The organism is Streptomyces sp. TS71-3 (genome assembly GCF_018327685.1).
Classification (GTDB): domain Bacteria; phylum Actinomycetota; class Actinomycetes; order Streptomycetales; family Streptomycetaceae; genus Streptomyces.
On record NZ_BNEL01000001.1, the window covers coordinates 5,313,045 to 5,333,399 of the forward strand.

General features: G+C 72.6%; 19 protein-coding genes. 18 read left to right on the forward strand and 1 reads right to left on the reverse strand.

The window, feature by feature from the left end:
* Positions 1-375 precede the first annotated feature (375 nt).
* The 7 genes from aroC (at position 376) to nusB (ending at position 7,340) form a co-directional block, all read left to right on the forward strand.
* Positions 376-1,560: a chorismate synthase gene (aroC, locus tag Sm713_RS21670; RefSeq protein ID WP_212911217.1), complete on the forward strand. Its 1,185-nt coding sequence runs from the start codon at positions 376-378 to the stop codon at positions 1,558-1,560.
* Positions 1,561-1,637: 77 nt separating this feature from the next.
* On the forward strand, positions 1,638-2,120 hold the full coding sequence (locus tag Sm713_RS21675; RefSeq protein ID WP_212912175.1) for a shikimate kinase: 483 nt from the start codon (positions 1,638-1,640) through the stop codon (positions 2,118-2,120).
* Positions 2,117-3,265 carry a 3-dehydroquinate synthase gene (gene aroB, locus Sm713_RS21680; protein ID WP_212911218.1) on the forward strand — a complete coding sequence of 383 codons (1,149 nt, stop codon included), beginning with the start codon at positions 2,117-2,119 and terminating at the stop codon, positions 3,263-3,265. The genes Sm713_RS21675 and aroB overlap by 4 nt, the downstream gene beginning before the upstream one ends.
* Before the next feature lie 364 nt (positions 3,266-3,629).
* Positions 3,630-4,580 (forward strand): AAA family ATPase, encoded by a 951-nt coding sequence (locus tag Sm713_RS21685; RefSeq protein ID WP_374196061.1) that lies wholly within the window; start codon positions 3,630-3,632, stop codon positions 4,578-4,580.
* 533 nt (positions 4,581-5,113) lie between these two features.
* Positions 5,114-6,235 carry an aminopeptidase P family protein gene (locus Sm713_RS21690; RefSeq protein ID WP_212911219.1) on the forward strand — a complete coding sequence of 374 codons (1,122 nt, stop codon included), beginning with the start codon at positions 5,114-5,116 and terminating at the stop codon, positions 6,233-6,235.
* Positions 6,236-6,339: 104 nt separating this feature from the next.
* Positions 6,340-6,906, forward strand: coding sequence for an elongation factor P (gene efp / locus Sm713_RS21695; protein WP_212911220.1), 567 nt, complete (start codon positions 6,340-6,342; stop codon positions 6,904-6,906).
* A 2-nt stretch (positions 6,907-6,908) separates the two neighbouring features.
* Positions 6,909-7,340, forward strand: coding sequence for a transcription antitermination factor NusB (gene nusB, locus Sm713_RS21700; RefSeq protein WP_212911221.1), 432 nt, complete (start codon positions 6,909-6,911; stop codon positions 7,338-7,340).
* A gap of 122 nt (positions 7,341-7,462) precedes the next feature.
* On the opposite strand, the gene bldD is transcribed toward nusB, so the two are convergent.
* Positions 7,463-7,963 carry a transcriptional regulator BldD gene (gene bldD / locus Sm713_RS21705; RefSeq protein ID WP_189930573.1) on the reverse strand — a complete coding sequence of 167 codons (501 nt, stop codon included), beginning with the start codon at positions 7,961-7,963 and terminating at the stop codon, positions 7,463-7,465.
* 461 nt (positions 7,964-8,424) lie between these two features.
* On the opposite strand from bldD, the gene pyrR reads away from it, so the two are divergent.
* From pyrR to rpoZ, 11 genes are all read left to right on the forward strand, one after another.
* Positions 8,425-9,006, forward strand: coding sequence for a bifunctional pyr operon transcriptional regulator/uracil phosphoribosyltransferase PyrR (pyrR, locus tag Sm713_RS21710; RefSeq protein WP_212911222.1), 582 nt, complete (start codon positions 8,425-8,427; stop codon positions 9,004-9,006).
* 116 nt (positions 9,007-9,122) lie between these two features.
* Complete coding sequence (locus Sm713_RS21715) at positions 9,123-10,145, forward strand: aspartate carbamoyltransferase catalytic subunit (RefSeq protein ID WP_212911223.1); 1,023 nt, start codon at positions 9,123-9,125, stop codon at positions 10,143-10,145.
* Between the two features lie 5 nt (positions 10,146-10,150).
* The gene (locus tag Sm713_RS21720; protein ID WP_212911224.1) at positions 10,151-11,437 is read left to right on the forward strand and encodes a dihydroorotase; all 1,287 of its coding nucleotides are present in this window, start codon (positions 10,151-10,153) and stop codon (positions 11,435-11,437) included.
* Positions 11,434-12,054 (forward strand): hypothetical protein, encoded by a 621-nt coding sequence (locus tag Sm713_RS21725; RefSeq protein WP_212911225.1) that lies wholly within the window; start codon positions 11,434-11,436, stop codon positions 12,052-12,054. The genes Sm713_RS21720 and Sm713_RS21725 overlap by 4 nt, the downstream gene beginning before the upstream one ends.
* Positions 12,051-13,256 (forward strand): glutamine-hydrolyzing carbamoyl-phosphate synthase small subunit, encoded by a 1,206-nt coding sequence (gene carA, locus Sm713_RS21730; RefSeq protein WP_212911226.1) that lies wholly within the window; start codon positions 12,051-12,053, stop codon positions 13,254-13,256. The genes Sm713_RS21725 and carA overlap by 4 nt, the downstream gene beginning before the upstream one ends.
* Positions 13,249-16,557 (forward strand): carbamoyl-phosphate synthase large subunit, encoded by a 3,309-nt coding sequence (gene carB / locus Sm713_RS21735; protein WP_212911227.1) that lies wholly within the window; start codon positions 13,249-13,251, stop codon positions 16,555-16,557. The genes carA and carB overlap by 8 nt, the downstream gene beginning before the upstream one ends.
* A gap of 105 nt (positions 16,558-16,662) precedes the next feature.
* Entirely contained in the window at positions 16,663-17,787 is a 1,125-nt protein-coding gene (locus Sm713_RS21740) for a quinone-dependent dihydroorotate dehydrogenase (protein ID WP_212911228.1), read from the forward strand.
* A gap of 10 nt (positions 17,788-17,797) precedes the next feature.
* Complete coding sequence (gene pyrF, locus Sm713_RS21745) at positions 17,798-18,640, forward strand: orotidine-5'-phosphate decarboxylase (protein WP_212911229.1); 843 nt, start codon at positions 17,798-17,800, stop codon at positions 18,638-18,640.
* Between the two features lie 243 nt (positions 18,641-18,883).
* Positions 18,884-19,207 carry an integration host factor gene (locus Sm713_RS21750; protein ID WP_069814075.1) on the forward strand — a complete coding sequence of 108 codons (324 nt, stop codon included), beginning with the start codon at positions 18,884-18,886 and terminating at the stop codon, positions 19,205-19,207.
* Positions 19,208-19,245: 38 nt separating this feature from the next.
* On the forward strand, positions 19,246-19,839 hold the full coding sequence (gmk, locus tag Sm713_RS21755) for a guanylate kinase (protein ID WP_212911230.1): 594 nt from the start codon (positions 19,246-19,248) through the stop codon (positions 19,837-19,839).
* Positions 19,840-19,899: 60 nt separating this feature from the next.
* Positions 19,900-20,172 carry a DNA-directed RNA polymerase subunit omega gene (gene rpoZ / locus Sm713_RS21760; RefSeq protein ID WP_212911231.1) on the forward strand — a complete coding sequence of 91 codons (273 nt, stop codon included), beginning with the start codon at positions 19,900-19,902 and terminating at the stop codon, positions 20,170-20,172.
* Positions 20,173-20,355: the final 183 nt, after the last annotated feature.

The window sequence follows — 20,355 nt, forward strand, 5'->3', positions numbered from 1 at the left end:
CCTTTGGGGCGCGTCCGGTGCCCGAACGACGGCCCCTGCCCGGGAAAGGGGCGCGGGGAACCGCGCGAGCAACCACGACGAAACCCGCACACATCCAGGACCCCAGGCGCAGCGCCAGGAGGGTCGCGGGGAACCGCGCGACAGCCGCGGTGGAACGGCAGGTGCGGACGGCCTCAGGTGGCACCTCGAGGAGAGGCGCCGAAGGCGTCTGTGAAGGGGCGCGGGACTGTCCGCGTGGGCGCGAGGGTGTCCCGTCCTGTGGACCGTGCCGCGGGTCAGGGCGTGGGGCGTGGGAGGATCGGGGGAGGCGGGGCAGGGGCGCGCGGGTGTCCGGTCGCCTTCTTGCAGTTCCGGGCGCGAGGATGAGGAGCATCGTTGAGCAGGTTGCGGTGGCTGACCGCGGGGGAGTCCCACGGACCGGCCCTGGTGGCGACGCTGGAGGGGTTGCCCGCGGGCGTCCCGGTCACCACGGACATGGTGGCGGACCACCTGGCCCGCAGGAGGCTGGGCTACGGCCGCGGGGCCCGTATGAAGTTCGAGCGCGACGAGATCACCTTCCTGGGCGGGGTCCGGCACGGACTCACCCTGGGCTCACCGGTCGCGATCATGGTGGGCAACACGGAGTGGCCCAAGTGGGAGCAGGTCATGGCGGCCGACCCGGTCGACCCCGAGGTCCTCGACGGCCTGGCCCGCAACGCCCCGCTGACCCGCCCCCGGCCGGGCCACGCCGACCTGGCAGGCATGCAGAAGTACGGCTTCGACGAGGCACGCCCCATCCTGGAGCGCGCCTCCGCGCGTGAGACGGCCGCCCGGGTGGCACTGGGCGCCGTGGCCCGTTCGTACCTGAAGGAGACCGCGGGGGTCGAGATCGTCTCCCACGTGGTCGAGCTGGCCGGCGCCAAGGCCCCCTACGGCGTGTACCCGACGCCGTCGGACGTGGCCAGGCTGGACGAGGACCCGGTGCGCTGCCTGGACGCCGACGCGTCGAAGGCGATGGTGACCGAGATCGACCAGGCCCACCAGGACGGCGACACCCTGGGCGGCGTCGTCGAGGTGCTGGCGTACGGGGTGCCCGTGGGCCTCGGCTCGCACGTGCACTGGGACCGGCGCCTCGACGCGCGCCTCGCGGCGGCCCTGATGGGCATCCAGGCGATCAAGGGCGTCGAGCTGGGCGACGGCTTCGGGCTCGCCCGCGTCCCCGGCTCCAAGGCCCACGACGAGATCGTGACCGGCGAGGAGGGCATCCGGCGGGCCACGGGGCGCTCCGGCGGCACCGAGGGCGGCCTGACCACCGGCGAGCTGCTGCGGGTCCGTGCGGCGATGAAGCCCATCGCCACCGTCCCACGCGCCCTGGCCACCGTCGACGTGACCACCGGCGAGGCCACCAGGGCGCACCACCAGCGCTCCGACGTGTGCGCGGTGCCGGCCGCCGGCATCGTCGCCGAGGCCATGGTGGCGCTGGTGCTGGCCGACGCGGTGGCGGAGAAGTTCGGCGGCGACAGCGTCGCCGAGACCGCCCGGAACGTCCGTTCGTACCTAGAGAACCTGCGGATCCGGTGAGCGGAGGGAACGTGGTGCAGGCGGAGGCACACCAGGAGGAGCCGGGCGCCGGGCCCGCCGTGGTCCTGATCGGCCCGATGGGCGTCGGGAAGTCCACGGTCGGCGCGCTGCTGGCCACGGCGCTCGGGCGGACCTTCCGCGACACCGACGAGGACATCGAGGCCGCCGAGGGCCGCCCGATCCCCGACATCTTCGTCGACTCGGGCGAGGCGTACTTCCGGGCCGTGGAGAAGGAGACCGTGCGCAGGGCCCTCGCCGAGCACGACGGCGTGCTCGCGCTCGGCGGCGGCGCCGTGCTGGACGCCGGGACGCGCGAGCTGCTCGCCACGCACCCGGTCGTCTACCTCTCCATGGACGTGGAGGAGGCAGTGAAGCGCACCGGCCTGAACGTCGCCCGGCCGCTGCTCGCCATCAACCCGCGCCGCCAGTGGCGGGAGCTGATGGAACAGCGCCGCCCGCTGTACACCGAGGTCGCGCGCGCCGTCGTCGCCACCGACGGGCGGCCCCCCGAAGAGGTCGCCCAAGCCGTCCTGGACGCACTGGAGTTGAACAAGGCATGACCGACAACGCCCACCGGACGGACCTGAGCGGTCAGGACGCGACCGGACAGGACGGGAGCGGCCAGGACGCGACCCGTATCCACGTCGGCGGCACGGGCACGGACCCGTACGAGGTGCTGGTCGGGCGGGGGCTGGTCGGCGAGCTCGGCGGGCTGGTCGGCGAGCGCGCCCGGCGCGTGGCGGTCATCCACCCCGAGGCCCTTGCCGAGCGTGGCGAGGCGGTCCGCGCCGACCTGGCGGAGCAGGGGTACGAGGCCCTCGCCATCCAGGTGCCGGACGCCGAGCGGGCCAAGACCGCCGAGGTCGCCGCATCCTGCTGGGGGGCCCTCGGCCGGGCCGGCTTCACCCGCAGCGACGTCGTCGTCGGCGTCGGCGGCGGCGCCGGCACCGACCTGGCCGGCTTCGTCGCCGCGAGCTGGCTGCGAGGCGTGCGCTGGGTGGCCGTGCCCACCACGGTGCTCGGCATGGTCGACGCCGCCGTGGGCGGCAAGACCGGCATCAACACCGCCGAGGGCAAGAACCTCGTCGGCGCCTTCCACCCGCCCGCCGGGGTGCTCTGCGACCTGGACGCGCTTGCCTCGCTGCCCACCGCGGACTACGTCTCCGGGCTCGCCGAGATCATCAAGGCCGGTTTCATCGCCGACCCGGTGATCCTCGACCTGGTCGAGGCCGACCCGAAGGGCGCGCAGGGCCCCGCGGGGCCCCACACCGCCGAGCTGATCGAGCGGTCCATCCGGGTCAAGGCCGAGGTCGTCTCCGCGGACCTCAAGGAGGCCGGGCGCCGCGAGATCCTGAACTACGGCCACACGCTCGGGCACGCCATCGAGAAGAACGAGCAGTACACCTGGCGGCACGGTGAGGCGGTCTCCGTCGGCATGCACTTCGCCGCCGAACTGGGCCGCCTGGCGGGCCGGCTCGACGAGACGACCGCCGAGCGGCACCGCGCCGTGCTGGCGTCGGTCGGGCTGCCGCTGAGCTACCCCGGCGACCAGTGGCCGCAGTTGCTGTCGGCCATGAGGGTCGACAAGAAGTCCCGCGGCGACTTGCTGCGTTTCATCGTGCTCGACGGTCTCGCCAAGCCGGCGGTGCTGGAGGGTCCCGAGCCCGAGACGCTTCGCGCGGCCTTCGACGCCGTGGCCGCATAACGGCACTGCCCGGCCACGGGCTGGAAACACCCGTGGCCACCGGGCACTTCCCGGTCCACCCGGTCGTTCGCACCAACGGCGGCCGGGGAAGGGTACCGTTCAGTAGCACCGGGGCCGAGGCCCCCGCCCGCGCCATCGCCTGTACGAGACGGAGTGCCACCGGATGCCTCACGCAGTGGGATCACCGCTGCCGCCGCCCCCTCGCCCGGGGCACGGACCGGCCGCCGACGGCCATCAGAGCCCGGTGAACGATCCGGTGACCCTGTCGCTGGCCGCGCAGCCGCGCGATCCCGCAGGCGCGCCCGGTGCGCCGGGCGCGGGGCTCCCGGGCCGGCCGGATGTGCCGGGCACCGCTGTCGACGCCATGGGCGTGCCCCTTTCCGGGCCGGGCGCCTCTCCGGTGGCCCCGGCGCCTCCTGTCGTGCCCCAGGCCGGAAGCGCCGGACCGGGCGGGCCGCTGGGGGTTCCCGGCCACGCAGCCATGGGCGCGGCGGTACCGCCGGGGCCCGCGCAGGGCCCCGGACACCTCACCCATCAACCCCCGGCACCGGGTGGCGCGCCGCCGCCTCCGCCGATGCCGACTCCCGTGCCGCAGACGCCCGCTCCCGCCCCCGTACCCCAGGCGCCGGGTCCCTCCGTGCCGCACCCCGCGCCGATGTCGCACGGTGGGGAGACGACGGGGCACCTCCAGCTGCCGCCGGGCGGCCCGGTGGCCGTGCCCAGCCCGCCGCCCGCCACGACCGGCGCGGACCCCACGACCGCCACGCTCGCGGTGCTGCTGATCGGCCCGGCGGGCGCGGGCAAGACGAGCGTGGCCCGCTACTGGGCCGAGCGGCGCCCGGCGCCCACGGCGCACATCAGCCTCGACGACGTCCGCGAGTGGGTGCGCTCGGGCTTCGCCGACCCCCAGTCCGGCTGGAACGACCACTCGGAGGCGCAGTACCGCCTGGCCCGCCGCACCTGCGGATTCGCCGCGCGGAACTTCCTCGCCAACGGCATCTCCTGCATCCTCGACGACGCGGTCTTCCCGGACCGCCCCGTGGTCGGCCTCGGCGGCTGGAAACGGCACGTCGGCCCCGGACTCCTGCCGGTCGTACTCCTCCCCGGCCTGGAGATCGTCCTGGAACGCAACGCGGAACGCTCCGGCAACCGCCGCCTCACGGACGAGGAGGTGGCCCGCATCCACGGCAGAATGGCGGGCTGGTACGGCTCGGGCCTGCCCATCATCGACAACTCCCACATGGACATAGCGGAAGCGGCCCACGCCCTGGACGAGGTCCTGGCCCGAGCCATAGCCAGCCCCCCGACCTGGTAGGCAGACCGCATCCCGGGGCCGCGGGGCCCGCGAGAACATCCCCCACCGGCCGTTGGCCCGGAAGGACCCGGAAGGACCCGGAAGGACAGAGACTGCCCCTTCGGGCCGGTGGCGACCTGCAAGGTGCGCCGTGACCGGTCGCGCAGCTCCCCGCGCCCCTCAACGACGGGGCTGAGCCCCGGCCCACTCAGGGGCGCGGCGAACTGCGCGACCAGCCGATGACAGGCGGTTGGTCCGAAGACAACAGAAGCACCCGCTCCGAGGCCGGGCAGACCCCAGGCTGCGCCGACCCTGGCCGTAGACATGTGCCCCGACAGGGGCGCGGGGAACTGCGCGACCAGCCGACCACCGGCCGCGGATCCGGAAGCGACAGAAGCCACGCCACCGCGGCGGGCCGGCGCCCCAGCCCCCCACCGCGGCGGGCGGCGGCCCCCGCGAACCGCAGACCACCCGACCGCACAGAAGAGCCCACAGAAACCCAGTCAGCCGCATAGAACCGGGCCCGGGCCACCCCGGGCCCGTACGCTCGGGTCATGTCAGAGGTGTTCGCGGCCCGAAGAGACCGGCTCAGGGCGTACTGCGCCGCCGGCGGCAGCGCCACCGCGCTGGTCTCGCGGCCCGCCAACGTCCGCTACCTCACCGGCGCCGCACCCCCCGGCGCCGTCCTCCTGCTCGGCAGGGACCCCCTCGACGGGGACCAGGACGTCCTGGTGTGCTCCGCCACCCCCACCGACCAGCCGGACGAGGGGCACCCCGACGAGACGCTCGCCACCAGGGTCCTGGACTCCTTCGGCGGCGACCCCGCGGTGGCCGCCGCCGACCTGGCCGCCGCCGCCGGCGCCGACTCCCTCGCCCTGGAGGAGCACGACCTCACGGTGGCCCGGCACCGCGCCCTGCACACCAGGGCCCCGCGCCTCCGGCTCACGGACCTCGGCGGCGCCGTGGAGCAGCTCAGGTACGTCAAGGACGAGGAGGAGATCTCCTGCCTGCGGATCGCCGCGGAGATCGCGGACCAGGCCCTCGGCGAGCTGCTGGAGTCGATCCTGGTCGGCCGCACCGAACGCCACCTCGCCCTGGAGCTGGAACGCCGGCTCGTCGACCACGGCGCCGACGGCCCCGCTTTCGCCACCAGCGTGGCCACCGGCCCGAACGCCGGCAGCCCCGGCCACGTCCCCACCGACCGCAGGGTCGAGGAGGGCGACTTCCTCTCGGTCTGCCTGGGCGCCGCCTACCGCGGCTACCGGTGCGAGATCGGGCGCACCTTCGTCATCGGCACCTCGCCCGCCGACTGGCAGGTGGAGCTGTATGATCTGGTGTTCGCGGCCCAGCGCGCCGGCCGGGAGGCACTGGCACCGGGCACCCCGTGCCGCGATGTCGACCGTGCGGCCCGCCAGGTGCTCGACTCGGCCGGGTACGCTCGGGGCCTCACCCAGCTGACCGGACACGGCGTGGGACTCGAAATCGACGAGGACCCGCAGCTTGCGCCCACCGCCATGGGTAAACTGGACGCTTGCGTGCCGGTCACCGTCGAACCGGGGGTCCACCTCCCGGGCAGGGGCGGGGTCCGGATCGATGACACGCTCGTCGTCCGCTCCGAGGCGGACGGCGGCCCCGAGCTACTCACCATCACGACCAAGGAGCTGCTCGCGCTCTAGCGCCCCAACAGGCAACGTTCGCCCCGTCGCGCAAACGTCACCTGCCGGGGCACTGGCGCACGCCCCGGGTCGTCCACCAGCGTCATCCAGGAGAATCCGCAACCGTGGCTTCCACGAACGACCTCAAGAACGGCATGGTGCTCAAGCTCGACTCGGGCCAGCTCTGGTCCGTCGTCGAGTTCCAGCACGTCAAGCCCGGCAAGGGCCCTGCATTCGTGCGCACCAAGCTCAAGAACGTGCTCTCCGGCAAGGTCGTCGACAAGACGTTCAACGCCGGCGTCAAGGTCGACACGGCCACCGTCGACAAGCGCGGAATGCAGTTCTCCTACATGGACGGCGACTACTTCGTCTTCATGGACATGGAGACCTACGACCAGCTCCACGTCGACCGCAAGGCCGTCGGCGACGCCGCGAACTTCCTCGTGGAGGGCTTCGACGCGGTCGTCGCCCAGCACGAGGGCGAGGTGCTCTACGTCGAGCTCCCGGCCGCCGTCGAGCTCACCGTCCAGGAGACCGAGCCCGGCGTCCAGGGGGACCGCTCCACCGGCGGCACCAAGCCCGCCACGCTGGAGACCGGCCACCAGATCCAGGTCCCGCTGTTCATCACCAGCGGCGAGAAGATCAAGGTCGACACCCGCTCCAGCGACTACCTCGGCCGGGTGAACGGCTGACCGTGGCTGCCCGTAACACGGCCCGCAAGCGTGCCTTCCAGATCATCTTCGAGGCCGACCACCGGGGCGCCGACGTCCTGACGGTCCTCGGGGACTGGGTGCGGCACGCCCGGACCGACACCCGGCAGCCGCCGGTGAGCGAGTACACGATGCAGCTGATCGAGGGTTACGCCAAACGGGCGAAGCGCATCGACGAGCTGCTGGCGCAGTACGCGGTGGGCTGGACCCTCGACCGGATGCCGGTCGTGGACCGCAACATCCTGCGTCTCGGCGCGTACGAACTGATCTGGGTCGACGAGACCCCCGACGCGGTCGTCCTCGACGAGGCCGTCCAGCTCGCCAAGGAGTTCTCCACCGACGAGTCCCCGGCCTTCGTCAACGGCCTTCTCGGCCGGCTGAAGGACCTCAAGCCGAGCCTGCGCCGCGAGGAGTGAGCCGGGGCGTGCTGCGCGCCCGGTGGGCGCGCAGCACGCCCCGCACGAGGAACGCCGAGGGCGGGCCCATCGCTGATGGGCCCGCCCTTCGACGTGACGTTTCTCCCCGCTTCGGGTGAGCTTCAGCTCTCCTCGTGCGCCACGGCGCGGCGCGCGTCCGCGTCGAGGACGCCCCAGTTGATGAGCTGCTCGGTCAGGACGGAAGGCGACTGGTCGTAGATGACCGCAAGGGTGCGCAGGTCGTCCTGGCGGATCGACAGCACCTTGCCGTTGTAGTCGCCGCGCTGGGACTGGATCGTCGCGGCATAGCGCTGCAGCGGGCCGGCCTTCTCTGCCGGGACGTGGGCCAGGCGCTCCAGATCCAGGACGAGCTTCGGCGGCGGCTCGGCGGCCCCGCCGGGCGTGGTGCCCGGCAGCAGCTCCTGCACCGGCACGCCGTAGAAGTCCGCCAGCTCGGCCAGACGCTGCACGGTCACGGCACGGTCGCCGCGCTCGTACGACCCGACCACGACCGCCTTCCAACGTCCCTGGGACTTCTCCTCCACGCCGTGGAGGGAAAGGCCCTGCTGGGTGCGGATGGCTCGGAGCTTCGCCCCGAGCTGTTTGGCGTATTCGCTGGACATATGGCTCCCCGGACGCAATATCGACGTGCGGCTCAGCCGCGTGGCTGGTGACTCACTGTGAGGTTACGCAGCGTTACGGGGGTCCGTCAAGCCGAACCAGAATTGACGGTCCCCGACCCTCTCCGGTTCCCCGCGCGGTCGCCCGGAGCGCGGGAACGCCCGGTTCCGGGGCCCTCCCGCCGCTTCCCGGCGGCCTCGGCAGAGCCCGTTCCCTCCTGCCGGGGAAGGATCCGACGGTCTTCTTTTCGCGGGTCGCCCAGGGGTGGCCGAGAGGCGCGATGCCACAGCCCAGGGCCCCTTCCGCGGCTGGTTCGGAGGCCTCCGGCCGGGCCGCCGGCGGCTGTGAGGGGCCTCACGTCCGAGATACGCCCAGGGGAGTGAACCTGGCTGATAGCGTGGTGGCGAAAGATCGACGTCCTTTAATGTCCGTCCCGTGAGGCGGAGAAGGAGGTCCGTTTCCTATGGACGTAGAAGCATCCGGCCTCGCACGGCCCGTGCTGGAGGGCCCCGACATCGCGCGGGTCCTCACCCGAATCGCCCACGAGATCGTGGAGCGCGCCAAGGGCGCCGACGACGTGGTGCTGCTCGGCATTCCCACCAGGGGCGTCTTCCTCGCCCAGCGGCTTGCCGCCAAGCTCGAAGAGATCACCGGCCGCCCCATCCCCGTCGGCTCGCTGGACATCACGATGTACCGCGACGACCTGCGGATGCGCCCGCCGCGCGCGCTGGCCCGCACGGACATCCCCGGCGACGGCATCGACGGCCGCCTGGTGGTCCTCGTCGACGACGTGCTCTTCTCCGGCCGTACCATCCGGGCCGCGCTCGACGCGCTGAACGACATCGGCCGCCCCCGCACGGTCCAGCTCGCCGTCCTGGTCGACCGCGGCCACCGCGAGCTGCCCATCCGTGCCGACTACGTCGGGAAGAACCTCCCCACCTCGCTGCGCGAGACGGTCAGAGTCCAGCTCGCCGAGGAGGACGGCCGGGACGCCGTACTGCTCGGGGTGCTCGACGCCGGGCCGGCCCCCGCCGCCCAGGGATAGCCCCCGACCCGGTCCGCGCCGTCACGCGCCCCGCGCAGCCGCCCGCCGACCGGTCGCCGGGCACCCGCATGCCCGGGAACCGCCCGCCCCATCCGGAGCCCTACGGAGCCTGAACGATGCAGCGTCATCTCATCTCGGCCGCCGATCTCACCCGCGACGACGCCGTCCTCATCCTCGACACCGCCGAGGAGATGGCGCGGGTCGCCGACCGGCCCATCAAGAAGCTGCCGACCCTGCGCGGCCGCACCGTCGTCAACCTCTTCTTCGAGGACTCCACCCGCACCCGGATCTCCTTCGAGGCCGCCGAGAAGCGGCTGTCCGCGGACGTGATCAACTTCAGCGCCAAGGGCTCCTCCGTCTCCAAGGGCGAGTCGCTCAAGGACACCGCGCAGACACTGGAGGCGATGGGCGTCGACGCCGTCGTCATCCGGCACAGCGCCTCCGGCGCCCCGTACCGGCTCGCCAACTCCGGCTGGATCGACGCAGCCGTGATCAACGCCGGCGACGGCACCCACCAGCACCCCACCCAGGCGCTGCTCGACGCGTTCACCATGCGCCGCCGCCTGGTGGGCCGGGACGCGGGCCTCGGCCAGGACCTCTCCGGCCGGCGCATCACCCTCGTCGGCGACGTCCTGCACAGCCGGGTCGCCCGCTCCAACGTCGACCTGCTGCACACCCTCGGTGCCGAGGTGGTGCTCGTCGCGCCGCCCACCCTGCTGCCGGTCGGTGTCGCGTCCTGGCCCTGCGAGGTCTCCTACGACCTGGACGCCGTGCTGCCGAAGTCCGACGCCGTGATGATGCTGCGGGTCCAGCAGGAGCGGATGAACGCCGCCTTCTTCCCGACCGAGCGCGAGTACGCGCGCCGCTACGGGCTCGACGGCGACCGGATGGCGAAAATGCCGGAGCACGCCCTGGTCATGCACCCGGGACCGATGGTGCGCGGGATGGAGATCACCGCCGAGGTGGCGGACTCCGACCGGTGCACCGTCGTCGAGCAGGTGACCAACGGCGTCTCCATCCGGATGGCGGTGCTCTACCTGCTGCTCGGCGGCAACGAGCCCGCCGTCACCCACACCCGCCCCGCCGCCCAGCCGGCCGGCGAGCCCACCGCACACACAGACGTGGCCGAGGAGAAGTGACCCAGATGAGCAAGATCCTGATCCGCGGTGCGAAGGTGCTCGGCGGCGAGCCGCAGGACGTGCTGATCGACGGCGAGATGATCGAGGCCGTCGGCGCGGACCTGCCCGCCGTCGACGCCGAGGTCGTCGAGGCGGCCGGCAAGGTGCTGCTGCCGGGTCTGGTGGACCTCCACACCCACCTGCGCGAGCCCGGCCGCGAGGACTCCGAGACCGTCTTCACCGGCACCAGGGCCGCCGCCCTCGGCGGGTACACGGCCGTGCACGCCATGGCCAACACCTTCCCCGTCGCCGACACCGCCGGCGTCGTCGAGCAGGTCTGGCGGCTCGGCCGGGAGTACGGCTACTGCGACGTCCAGCCGGTCGGCGCGGTGACCGTCGGCCTGGAGGGCGCCAAGCTCGCCGAGCTCGGCGCCATGCACGACTCCGCGGCCGGCGTGACCGTTTTCTCCGACGACGGCAAGTGCGTCGACGACGCCGTGATCATGCGCAGGGCCCTGGAGTACGTGAAGGCCTTCGACGGCGTGGTCGCCCAGCACGCCCAGGAGCCCCGGCTGACCGAGGGCGCCGAGATGAACGAGGGCGTGGTCTCCGCCGAGCTGGGCCTCGGCGGCTGGCCCGCCGTCGCCGAGGAGTCGATCATCGCCCGTGACGTGCTGCTCGCCGCGCACGTCGGCTCCCGGGTGCACGTCTGCCACCTGTCGACGGCAGGCTCCGTGGAGATCGTGCGGTGGGCCAAGTCCAAGGGCTGGAACGTCACCGCCGAGGTCACCCCGCACCACCTGCTGCTCACCGACGAGCTGGTGCGCGGCTACGACCCCGTCTACAAGGTCAACCCGCCGCTGCGCACCGCCACCGACGTGATGGCGCTGCGCGAGGCCCTGGCCGACGGGACCATCGACTGCGTCGCCACCGACCACGCCCCGCACCCGCACGAGGACAAGGACTGCGAGTGGGCCGCCGCGGCCATGGGGATGGTCGGCCTGGAGACCGCTCTCTCCGTGGTCCAGGAGACCATGGTCGACTCCGGTCTGCTGGACTGGGCCGGCGTCGCCGACCGGATGGCGTACAGGCCGGCCGAGATCAGCCGGCTGCGGGGCCACGGGCGGCCCATCGCCGCCGGCGAGCCCGCGAACCTCACCCTGATCGATGCCGCGTACCGCGGCGTCGTGGACCCCGCGGGCTTCGCCTCGCGCAGCCGCAACACCCCCTACAAGGGCCGTGAGCTGCCGGGCCGGGTCACCGACACCTGGTTGCGGGGCAGGGCCACCGTCGTCGACGGGAAGATCGCATGATCACTGACTCCTCGCCCCTGCGCTCCCTCGGTGGGCCGGTCGCCGTGCTGGCCAGCGTCGCCGGGCAGACGTCCGTGGACGTGAGCGACTGGCCCGCGCGCGCGAGCTGGCTCGTCGGGCTGCTGCTGCTCGTCGCGCTGGTCTGCTGGCTGATGCGGGAGGGCTGGCGCTGGCGCGCCACCCTCCAGGGCCGGCTGCCCTCGCTGCACCGCGTGCCCGCCGAGCCCGGTACGCCCCGGCTGAGCATGACGGGCCTCTACCACGGCTCGACCAGCGCCGGCCGCTGGCTGGAGCGGATCGTGGCGCACGGCCTGGGCGCCCGCAGCAAGGCCGAGCTCACCCTCTACGACGCGGGTCTGTGCGTCAGGCGCCCCGGCTCGAAGGACTTCTTCGTGCCCGCGGAGCAGCTCCGCGCCGCGCGCCTCGACAACGCCATCGCCGGCAAGGTCGTCACGCGCGACGGGCTGCTCGTCGTCACCTGGGAGCACGGCGAGGAGCTGATCGACTCCGGGTTCCGGCTGGACCGCGCCGCCGAGCACGCCGTTTGGGCCGCCGCCCTTTCCACCCCCGGACCGCACAGCACAACCGAAGAGCACAAGGAAGGCGCGACACGATGACCGCGACGCCGGCCGCAACAGCCGACCCCCATGCCGCCGGCCGCCCCGCCGGGCGGAACCTGCCGCCCGCCGCGCTGGTCCTGGAGGACGGCCGGATCTTCCGAGGCCGTGCCTACGGAGCGGTGGGGGAGACCTTCGGCGAGGCGGTCTTCTCCACCGGCATGACCGGCTACCAGGAGACCCTCACCGACCCGTCGTACCACCGGCAGGTCGTCGTGATGACCGCTCCGCACATCGGCAACACCGGCGTCAACGACGAGGACCCCGAGTCGGCCCGCATCTGGGTGGCCGGATTCGTCGTGCGCGACCCCGCCCGGTCACCGTCGAACTGGCGCTCCCGCAGGACGCTGGACGACGAGCTGGCCGCCCAGGGCGTGGTCGGCATCCGGGGCATCGACACCCGCGCCCTCACGCGCCACCTGCGCGAGCGCGGCGCCATGCGGGTCGGCGTCTTCTCCGGGGACGCGCTGCCCGACGATGCGGCCATGCTCGCCCGGGTCCGCGAGGCCGCCGTCATGACCGGCGCGGACCTCGCGGCCGAGGTCGCCACCAAGGAGCCGTACACGGTGCCCGCACTGGGCCCCGACGGAGCGCCCCTCCCGCTCGGCACCGCCCGCTTCAAGGTCGCCGCCGTGGACCTCGGCATCAAGGGCATGACCCCGCACCGGATGGCGGAGCGCGGCATAGAGGTCCACGTGCTGCCCGCCACGGCGAGCGCCGAGGAGGTCCTCGCCGTCGAGCCGGACGGGGTGTTCTTCTCCAACGGGCCGGGCGACCCGGCCACCGCGGACGGCCCGGTGGCCGTGATGCGCGCGGTCCTGGAGCGGAGCGTCCCGCTCTTCGGCATCTGCTTCGGCAACCAGATCCTCGGCCGCGCGCTCGGCTTCGGCACCTTCAAGCTCAAGTACGGGCACCGCGGGATCAACCAGCCCGTGCAGGACCGCACGACGGGCAAGGTCGAGGTCACCGCCCACAACCACGGCTTCGCCGTCGACGCCCCCCTCGACGGGGTCTCCGAAACCCCCTACGGGCGCGCGGAGGTCTCCCACGTCTGCCTGAACGACCAGGTCGTGGAGGGGCTACGGCTCCTGGACCGGCCGGCCTTCAGCGTGCAGTACCACCCCGAGGCGGCCGCGGGCCCGCACGACGCCGCGTACCTCTTCGACCGCTTCGTCTCCCTGATGGAGGACCAGCGTGCCTAAGCGCACCGACATCCAGTCCGTCCTGGTCATCGGCTCGGGTCCGATCGTCATCGGGCAGGCCGCCGAGTTCGACTACTCGGGCACCCAGGCATGCCGTGTCCTGAAGGCCGAGGGCCTGCGGGTCATCCTGGTCAACTCCAACCCCGCGACGATCATGACCGACCCCGAGATCGCCGACGCCACCTATGTGGAACCGATCACCCCCGGTTTCGTCGAGAAGATCATCGCCAAGGAGCGCCCGGACGCGCTGCTGCCCACCCTGGGCGGCCAGACCGCGCTGAACACCGCGATCGCCCTCAACGACTCGGGCGTCCTGGAGAGCTACGGCGTCGAGCTGATCGGCGCCAACGTCGAGGCGATCAACAAGGGCGAGGACCGCGACCTCTTCAAGGGCGTCGTGGAGGCCGTGCGGCAGAAGATCGGGCACGGCGAGTCGGCGCGCTCGGTGATCTGCCACTCCATGGACGACGTCCTCGCCGGCGTGCCCGAGCTCGGCGGCTACCCCGTGGTCGTCCGGCCGTCCTTCACCATGGGCGGCGCCGGCTCGGGCTTCGCCCACGACGAGGAGGAGCTGCGCAGGATCGCGGGGCAGGGCCTCGCCCTGTCGCCGACCACCGAGGTGCTCCTGGAGGAGTCCATCCTCGGCTGGAAGGAGTACGAGCTGGAGCTGATGCGCGACAAGCACGACAACGTCGTGGTCGTCTGCTCCATCGAGAACTTCGACCCGATGGGCGTGCACACCGGCGACTCGGTGACCGTCGCCCCCGCGATGACGCTCACCGACCGCGAGTACCAGATCCTGCGGAACATCGGCATCGCCGTCATCCGCGAGGTGGGCGTCGACACCGGCGGGTGCAACATCCAGTTCGCGGTGAACCCCGAGGACGGCCGGATCATCGTGATCGAGATGAATCCGCGCGTGTCCCGGTCCTCCGCGCTGGCCTCCAAGGCCACCGGATTCCCCATCGCCAAGATCGCCGCGAAGCTCGCCGTGGGCTACACCCTGGACGAGATCCCCAACGACATCACCGAGCAGACCCCGGCGTCGTTCGAGCCGACCCTGGACTACGTGGTCGTCAAGGCGCCGCGGTTCGCCTTCGAGAAGTTCCCGTCCGCCGACAGCACCCTCACGACCACCATGAAGTCGGTCGGTGAGGCCATGGCCATCGGCCGCAACTTCACCGAGGCACTCCAGAAGGCGCTGCGCTCGCTGGAGAAGAAGGGCAGCCAGTTCGCCTTCACGGGCGAGCCGGGCGACAGGGACGAGCTGCTCCGGGCGGCCGGGCGCCCCACCGACGGCCGCGTCAACGTCGTGATGGAGGCCATCCGCGCCGGCGCCACCCCCGACGAGGTCTTCGAGGCGACCCGGATCGACCCCTGGTTCGTCGACCAGCTCTTCCTGATCAAGGAGGTCGCCGACGAGCTGGCCGCCGCGCCGGAACTCACCTCCGCCCTGCTCGCCGAGGCCAAGCGGCACGGCTTCTCGGACGCCCAGATCGGCGGCATCCGGGGGCTGCGCGAGGACGTCGTCCGCGAGGTCCGGCACGCCCTCGGCGTACGCCCCGTCTACAAGACCGTGGACACCTGCGCCGCCGAGTTCGCCGCGAAGACACCGTACTTCTACTCCTCCTACGACGAGGAGACCGAGGTCGCCCCGCGGCTGCGGCCCGCCGTGATCATCCTCGGCTCGGGCCCCAACCGGATCGGCCAGGGCATCGAGTTCGACTACTCCTGCGTGCACGCCTCCTTCGCCCTGAGCGCCGCGGGCTACGAGACGGTCATGGTCAACTGCAACCCGGAGACCGTCTCCACCGACTACGACACCTCCGACCGGCTCTACTTCGAGCCGCTCACCCTGGAGGACGTCCTGGAGATCGTGCACGCCGAGACCCAGGCGGGCCCCGTCGCGGGCGTCGTCGTCCAGCTCGGCGGGCAGACGCCGCTGGGACTCGCGCAGGCGCTCAAGGACAACGGCGTGCCGATCGTCGGCACGCCCCCGGAGGCGATCCACGCCGCGGAGGACCGCGGCGCCTTCGGCCGGGTGCTCGCCGAGGCCGGCCTGCCCGCGCCCAAGCACGGCACCGCCACCACCTTCGTCGAGGCCAAGGCCATCGCCGACGAGATCGGCTATCCGGTGCTGGTACGCCCGTCGTACGTCCTCGGTGGACGCGGTATGGAAATCGTCTACGACGAGACCAGGCTCGCCGCCTACATCACCGAGTCCACCGAAATCAGTCCGTCCCGGCCGGTCCTCGTGGACCGCTTCCTCGACGACGCCATCGAGATCGACGTGGACGCGCTCTACGACGGCGAGCAGCTGTACCTCGGCGGGGTGATGGAGCACATCGAGGAGGCCGGGATCCACTCAGGCGACTCCGCCTGCGCCCTGCCCCCGATCACGCTGGGCGGATTCGACGTCAAGCGGCTGCGCGCCTCCACCGAGGCGATCGCCCGCGGGGTGGGCGTGCGGGGCCTGATCAACATCCAGTTCGCCCTGGCGGGCGACATCCTCTACGTCCTGGAGGCCAACCCGCGCGCCTCCCGCACCGTCCCCTTCACCTCGAAGGCCACGGCGGTCCCGCTCGCCAAGGCCGCGGCCCGGATCTCGCTCGGCGCCACCATCGCCGACCTGCGCGCCGAGGGGCTGCTGCCGCCGCACGGCGACGGCGGCGACCTGCCGCTGGACGCGCCGATCTCCGTGAAGGAGGCCGTGCTGCCCTGGTCGCGCTTCCGGGACCTGCGCGGCCACGGCGTCGACACCGTCCTCGGACCCGAGATGCGCTCCACCGGCGAGGTCATGGGCATCGACTCGGTCTTCGGCACCGCCTACGCGAAGTCGCAGGCCGGCGCCTACGGGCCGCTGCCGACCAAGGGCCGCGCCTTCATCTCCGTCGCCAACCGCGACAAGCGCTCCATGATCTTCCCGGCCCGCGAGCTGGTCGGCCACGGCTTCGAGCTGCTGGCCACCTCCGGCACCGCCGAGGTGCTGCGCCGCAACGGCATCAGCGCCACGGTCGTGCGCAAGCAGTCCGAGGGCCCGGGGCCGAACGGCGAGAAGACCGTCGTCCAGCTCATCCACGAGGGCGAGGTCGACCTGATCGTCAACACCCCCTACGGCACCGGCGGACGCCTGGACGGCTACGACATCCGCACGGCCGCCGTGGCCCGCGGCGTGCCCTGCCTCACCACGGTGCAGGCGCTCGCCGCCGCCGTGCAGGGCATCGACGCGCTCGGGCACGGCGAGGTCGGGGTGCGCTCACTCCAGGAGCACGCCCGGCACCTGACCGAGGCCCGCGTCTAGCACGAGCGCCAGGGGGACACCGCGCGGTGTCCCCCCTCGCCGCGCCCACCCCGGCCGCCCGCCCTTCGGACACGGCCCCCTCCACGACGGACCGACGGACCTCACATGTACTCGCTCCTGTTCCGCCTGGCGTTCCGGCGCCTCGACCCCGAGCGCGCCCACACGATGGCGTTCTCATGGATCCGGCTCGCGGCCCGCGTGCCGGGCCTGCGCGGCCTGCTCGCCGCCCTCATGGCGCCGCGCCGCCCCGAGCTGGGCGTGACGGCTTTCGGCCTCCGGATGCCGGGCCCCCTCGGGCTCGCCGCCGGCTTCGACAAGAACGCCGTGGGCATCGACGGGATGGCGATGCTCGGCTTCGGGCACGTCGAGATCGGCACGGTCACGGGGCAGCCCCAGCCCGGCAACCCCCGCCCGCGCCTCTTCCGGCTGGTCGGCGACCGCGCGCTGATCAACCGCATGGGCTTCAACAACGAGGGCTCGGCCGCCGTCGCCGCCCGCCTGAAGGGCCGCCGTGCCGTGCTGCCCACCACGGTCGGCGTCAACATCGGCAAGACCAAGATCGTGCCCGAGGAGGAGGCCGAGGCCGACTACGTGCTGTCCACCGAGCGCCTCGCTCCGCACGCCGGCTACCTCGTGGTCAACGTCTCCTCCCCGAACACGCCGGGACTGCGCTCCCTGCAGGCCGTGGACCGGCTGCGGCCGCTGCTCACCGCCGTGCGCGCGGCAGCCGACCGGGTCGTCCCCGACCGCCGCGTGCCGCTGCTGGTGAAGATCGCGCCCGACCTGGCCGACGCCGACGTGGACGCCGTCGCGGACCTGGCCCTGGAACTCGGCCTGGACGGCATCATCGCCACCAACACCACCATCGCGCGCGAGGGCCTCGGCCTCACCGCCGGCCCCGCGCTCGTCCAGGAGACCGGAGGCCTCTCCGGCGCGCCCCTGAGAACACGCTCCCTGGAGGTCCTGCGCCGCCTGCACGCGCGCGTGGGCGACCGGACGACCCTGGTGGCCGTGGGCGGCATCGAGACGGCAGAGGACGCCTGGCAGCGCGTTCTCGCGGGCGCCACCCTGGTGCAGGGCTACAGCGCCTTCATCTACCGCGGGCCCTTCTGGGCCCGCTCCGTCCACCGGGGCCTGGCCGCGCGCCTGACCGCCTCCCCGTACGACACCCTCGCCGAGGCGGTCGGTGACCCGCGCCACCACCTGCAGAACCCCGTACGACACACCTGAGGAGCCCCCTATGAGCCCGGCACCCTTCGGAGCGCGGCTGCGCCGCGCCATGGACGAGCGCGGGCCGCTGTGCGTCGGCATCGACCCGCACGCCTCCCTGCTCGGCGACTGGGGCCTCGGGGACGACGTGCGGGGCCTGGAGAGGTTCAGCCGCACCGCCGTGGACGCCCTCGCCGACCGCGTCGCCGTGCTGAAGCCGCAGAGCGCCTTCTACGAGCGCTTCGGCTCCCGCGGCATCGCCGTCCTGGAGAGCACGGTCGCCGCCGCCCGCGAGGCCGGTGCGCTCGTCGTCATGGACGCCAAGCGCGGAGACATCGGTTCCACGATGGCCGCCTACGCGGAGACCTTCCTCCGCCCGGACGCGCCGCTGTTCGCGGACGCCCTGACCGTCTCCCCGTACCTCGGCCACGGCTCGCTGCGGCCGGCCTTCGAGCTTGCCGGCCGCAGCGGCTGCGGGCTCTTCGTGCTGGCCCTCACCTCCAACCCGGAGGGCGCCGAGGTCCAGCACGCCGTGCGCCCCGACGGCCGCACCGTGGGGGCGACGATCCTGGCCCGGCTGGCCGAGGAGAACGCCCCGGCGGCGCCCCTCGGCTCCTTCGGCGCGGTCGTCGGTGCCACCCTGGGCGACCTGTCCTCGTACGACCTCGCGATCAACGGCCCGCTGCTCGCCCCCGGCATCGGCGCCCAGGGCGCCACACCCGCCGATCTCCCGGGGGTCTTCGGCGCCGCGGTGCGCAACGTCGTCCCGAGCGTCAGCCGCGGAGTGCTCCGCGCGGGACCGGATCCGGCCGCGCTGAGGGCCGCCGCGGCCCGATTCGCGGACGAGGTACGCGCCGCCGTCGCCGCCGGATGACGTCTTCCCTGGTGGATTCGGGGGCGGATTCACCGCAAAACCAGTGCCATTTGTGTAAAATGTCCGGCTCAGTAAAGGCTGACCAGGACTTTTCGTCTGTTCTCGCTGACTCGAGCGGACTTGGCCGCTAGTCTCCGTCGAGAGTGCACGGGCAAACGCGTTGCTCGTTGCTCCCCAGGTGTGGGGCGACTAGGTTCCTCACCGGTCCGTATCCGACAGTTCGACATCCGAGGTGACGTAGGCGTGGCTCTTCCGCCCCTTACCCCTGAACAGCGCGCAGCCGCGCTCGAAAAGGCCGCCGCGGCTCGCCGGGAGCGGGCCGAGGTCAAGAATCGACTCAAGCACTCCGGCGCCTCTCTCCACGAGGTCATCAAGCAGGGCCAGGAGAACGACGTCATCGGGAAGATGAAGGTCTCCGCCCTCCTCGAGTCCCTGCCGGGCGTGGGCAAGGTCCGCGCCAAGCAGATCATGGAGCGGCTCGGGATCTCCGAGAGTCGTCGCGTGCGCGGTCTCGGCTCGAACCAGATCGCATCACTGGAGCGGGAGTTCGGCGGCAACGCCGCCTGACGTCCCCGGCTCCGGGCGCGAAGCTGGATAATCGCTGCATGTCTGCAACATCCCGGGGGACGACCCCCGTACCCCCGGACGCACGTCCGCGGCTGACCGTGCTCTCCGGCCCCTCGGGGGTCGGCAAGAGCACGGTCGTCGCGCATCTGCGCAAGGAACACCCGCAGGTGTGGCTCTCCGTGTCCGCCACCACACGCAGGCCCCGCCCGGGCGAGCGGGACGGCGTCCAGTACCACTTCGTCAGCGACGACGAGTTCGACAAGCTGATCGCCAACGGCGAGCTCCTGGAGTGGGCCGAATTCGCCGGCAACCGCTACGGCACGCCGCGTGGCGAGGTGCTGCGCAGGCTGGAGGCGGGCGAGCCCGTCCTCCTGGAGATCGATCTCCAGGGCGCCAGGCTCGTGCGCGAGTCCATGCCGGACGCCCGGCTGGTGTTCCTCGCCCCGCCGTCCTGGGACGAGCTGGTGCGCAGGCTCACCGGCCGCGGCACCGAGTCGGCCGAGGTCATCGAGCGCCGGCTCCAGGCGGCCAAGGTCGAGCTCGCCGCCGAGTCGGAGTTCGATACGACGCTGGTCAACACCTCCGTCGAGCACGTGGCCCGTGAGCTGCTAGTCTTGATAGACGTTGTGTGACCGATGTCCGTTCTCCGGCGCCTCACACTGATCATGTTCCCATCTTCCGGAAGGTAGCGCGTGTCCTCCTCCACCAACGCGCCCGAGGGCATCATCAACCCCCCGATCGACGAGCTCCTCGAGGCCACCGACTCGAAGTACAGCCTCGTGATCTACGCGGCCAAGCGTGCCCGCCAGATCAACGCGTACTACTCGCAGCTCGGCGAGGGCCTCCTCGAGTACGTCGGCCCGCTCGTGGACACCCACGTCCACGAGAAGCCGCTCTCGATCGCCCTGCGCGAGATCAACGCCGGTCTGCTGACCTCCGAGGCCATCGAGGGCCCGGCCCAGTAAGGCCCGCCCCGCGGGCCCGCCGGCCATCAGACCCGGCGCCGGCCCTCAGCGGGCGCACCGTGACGAAGTACGGGCCCGGCAGCGCGACTGCCGGGCCCGAGGTGTGTCACGGGGAACCCCGGCGCGGATCCCGAGGCGTGTCACGGGAAGCGGGACGGCCTCCGCGGGGTTCGGAAGGGAGAA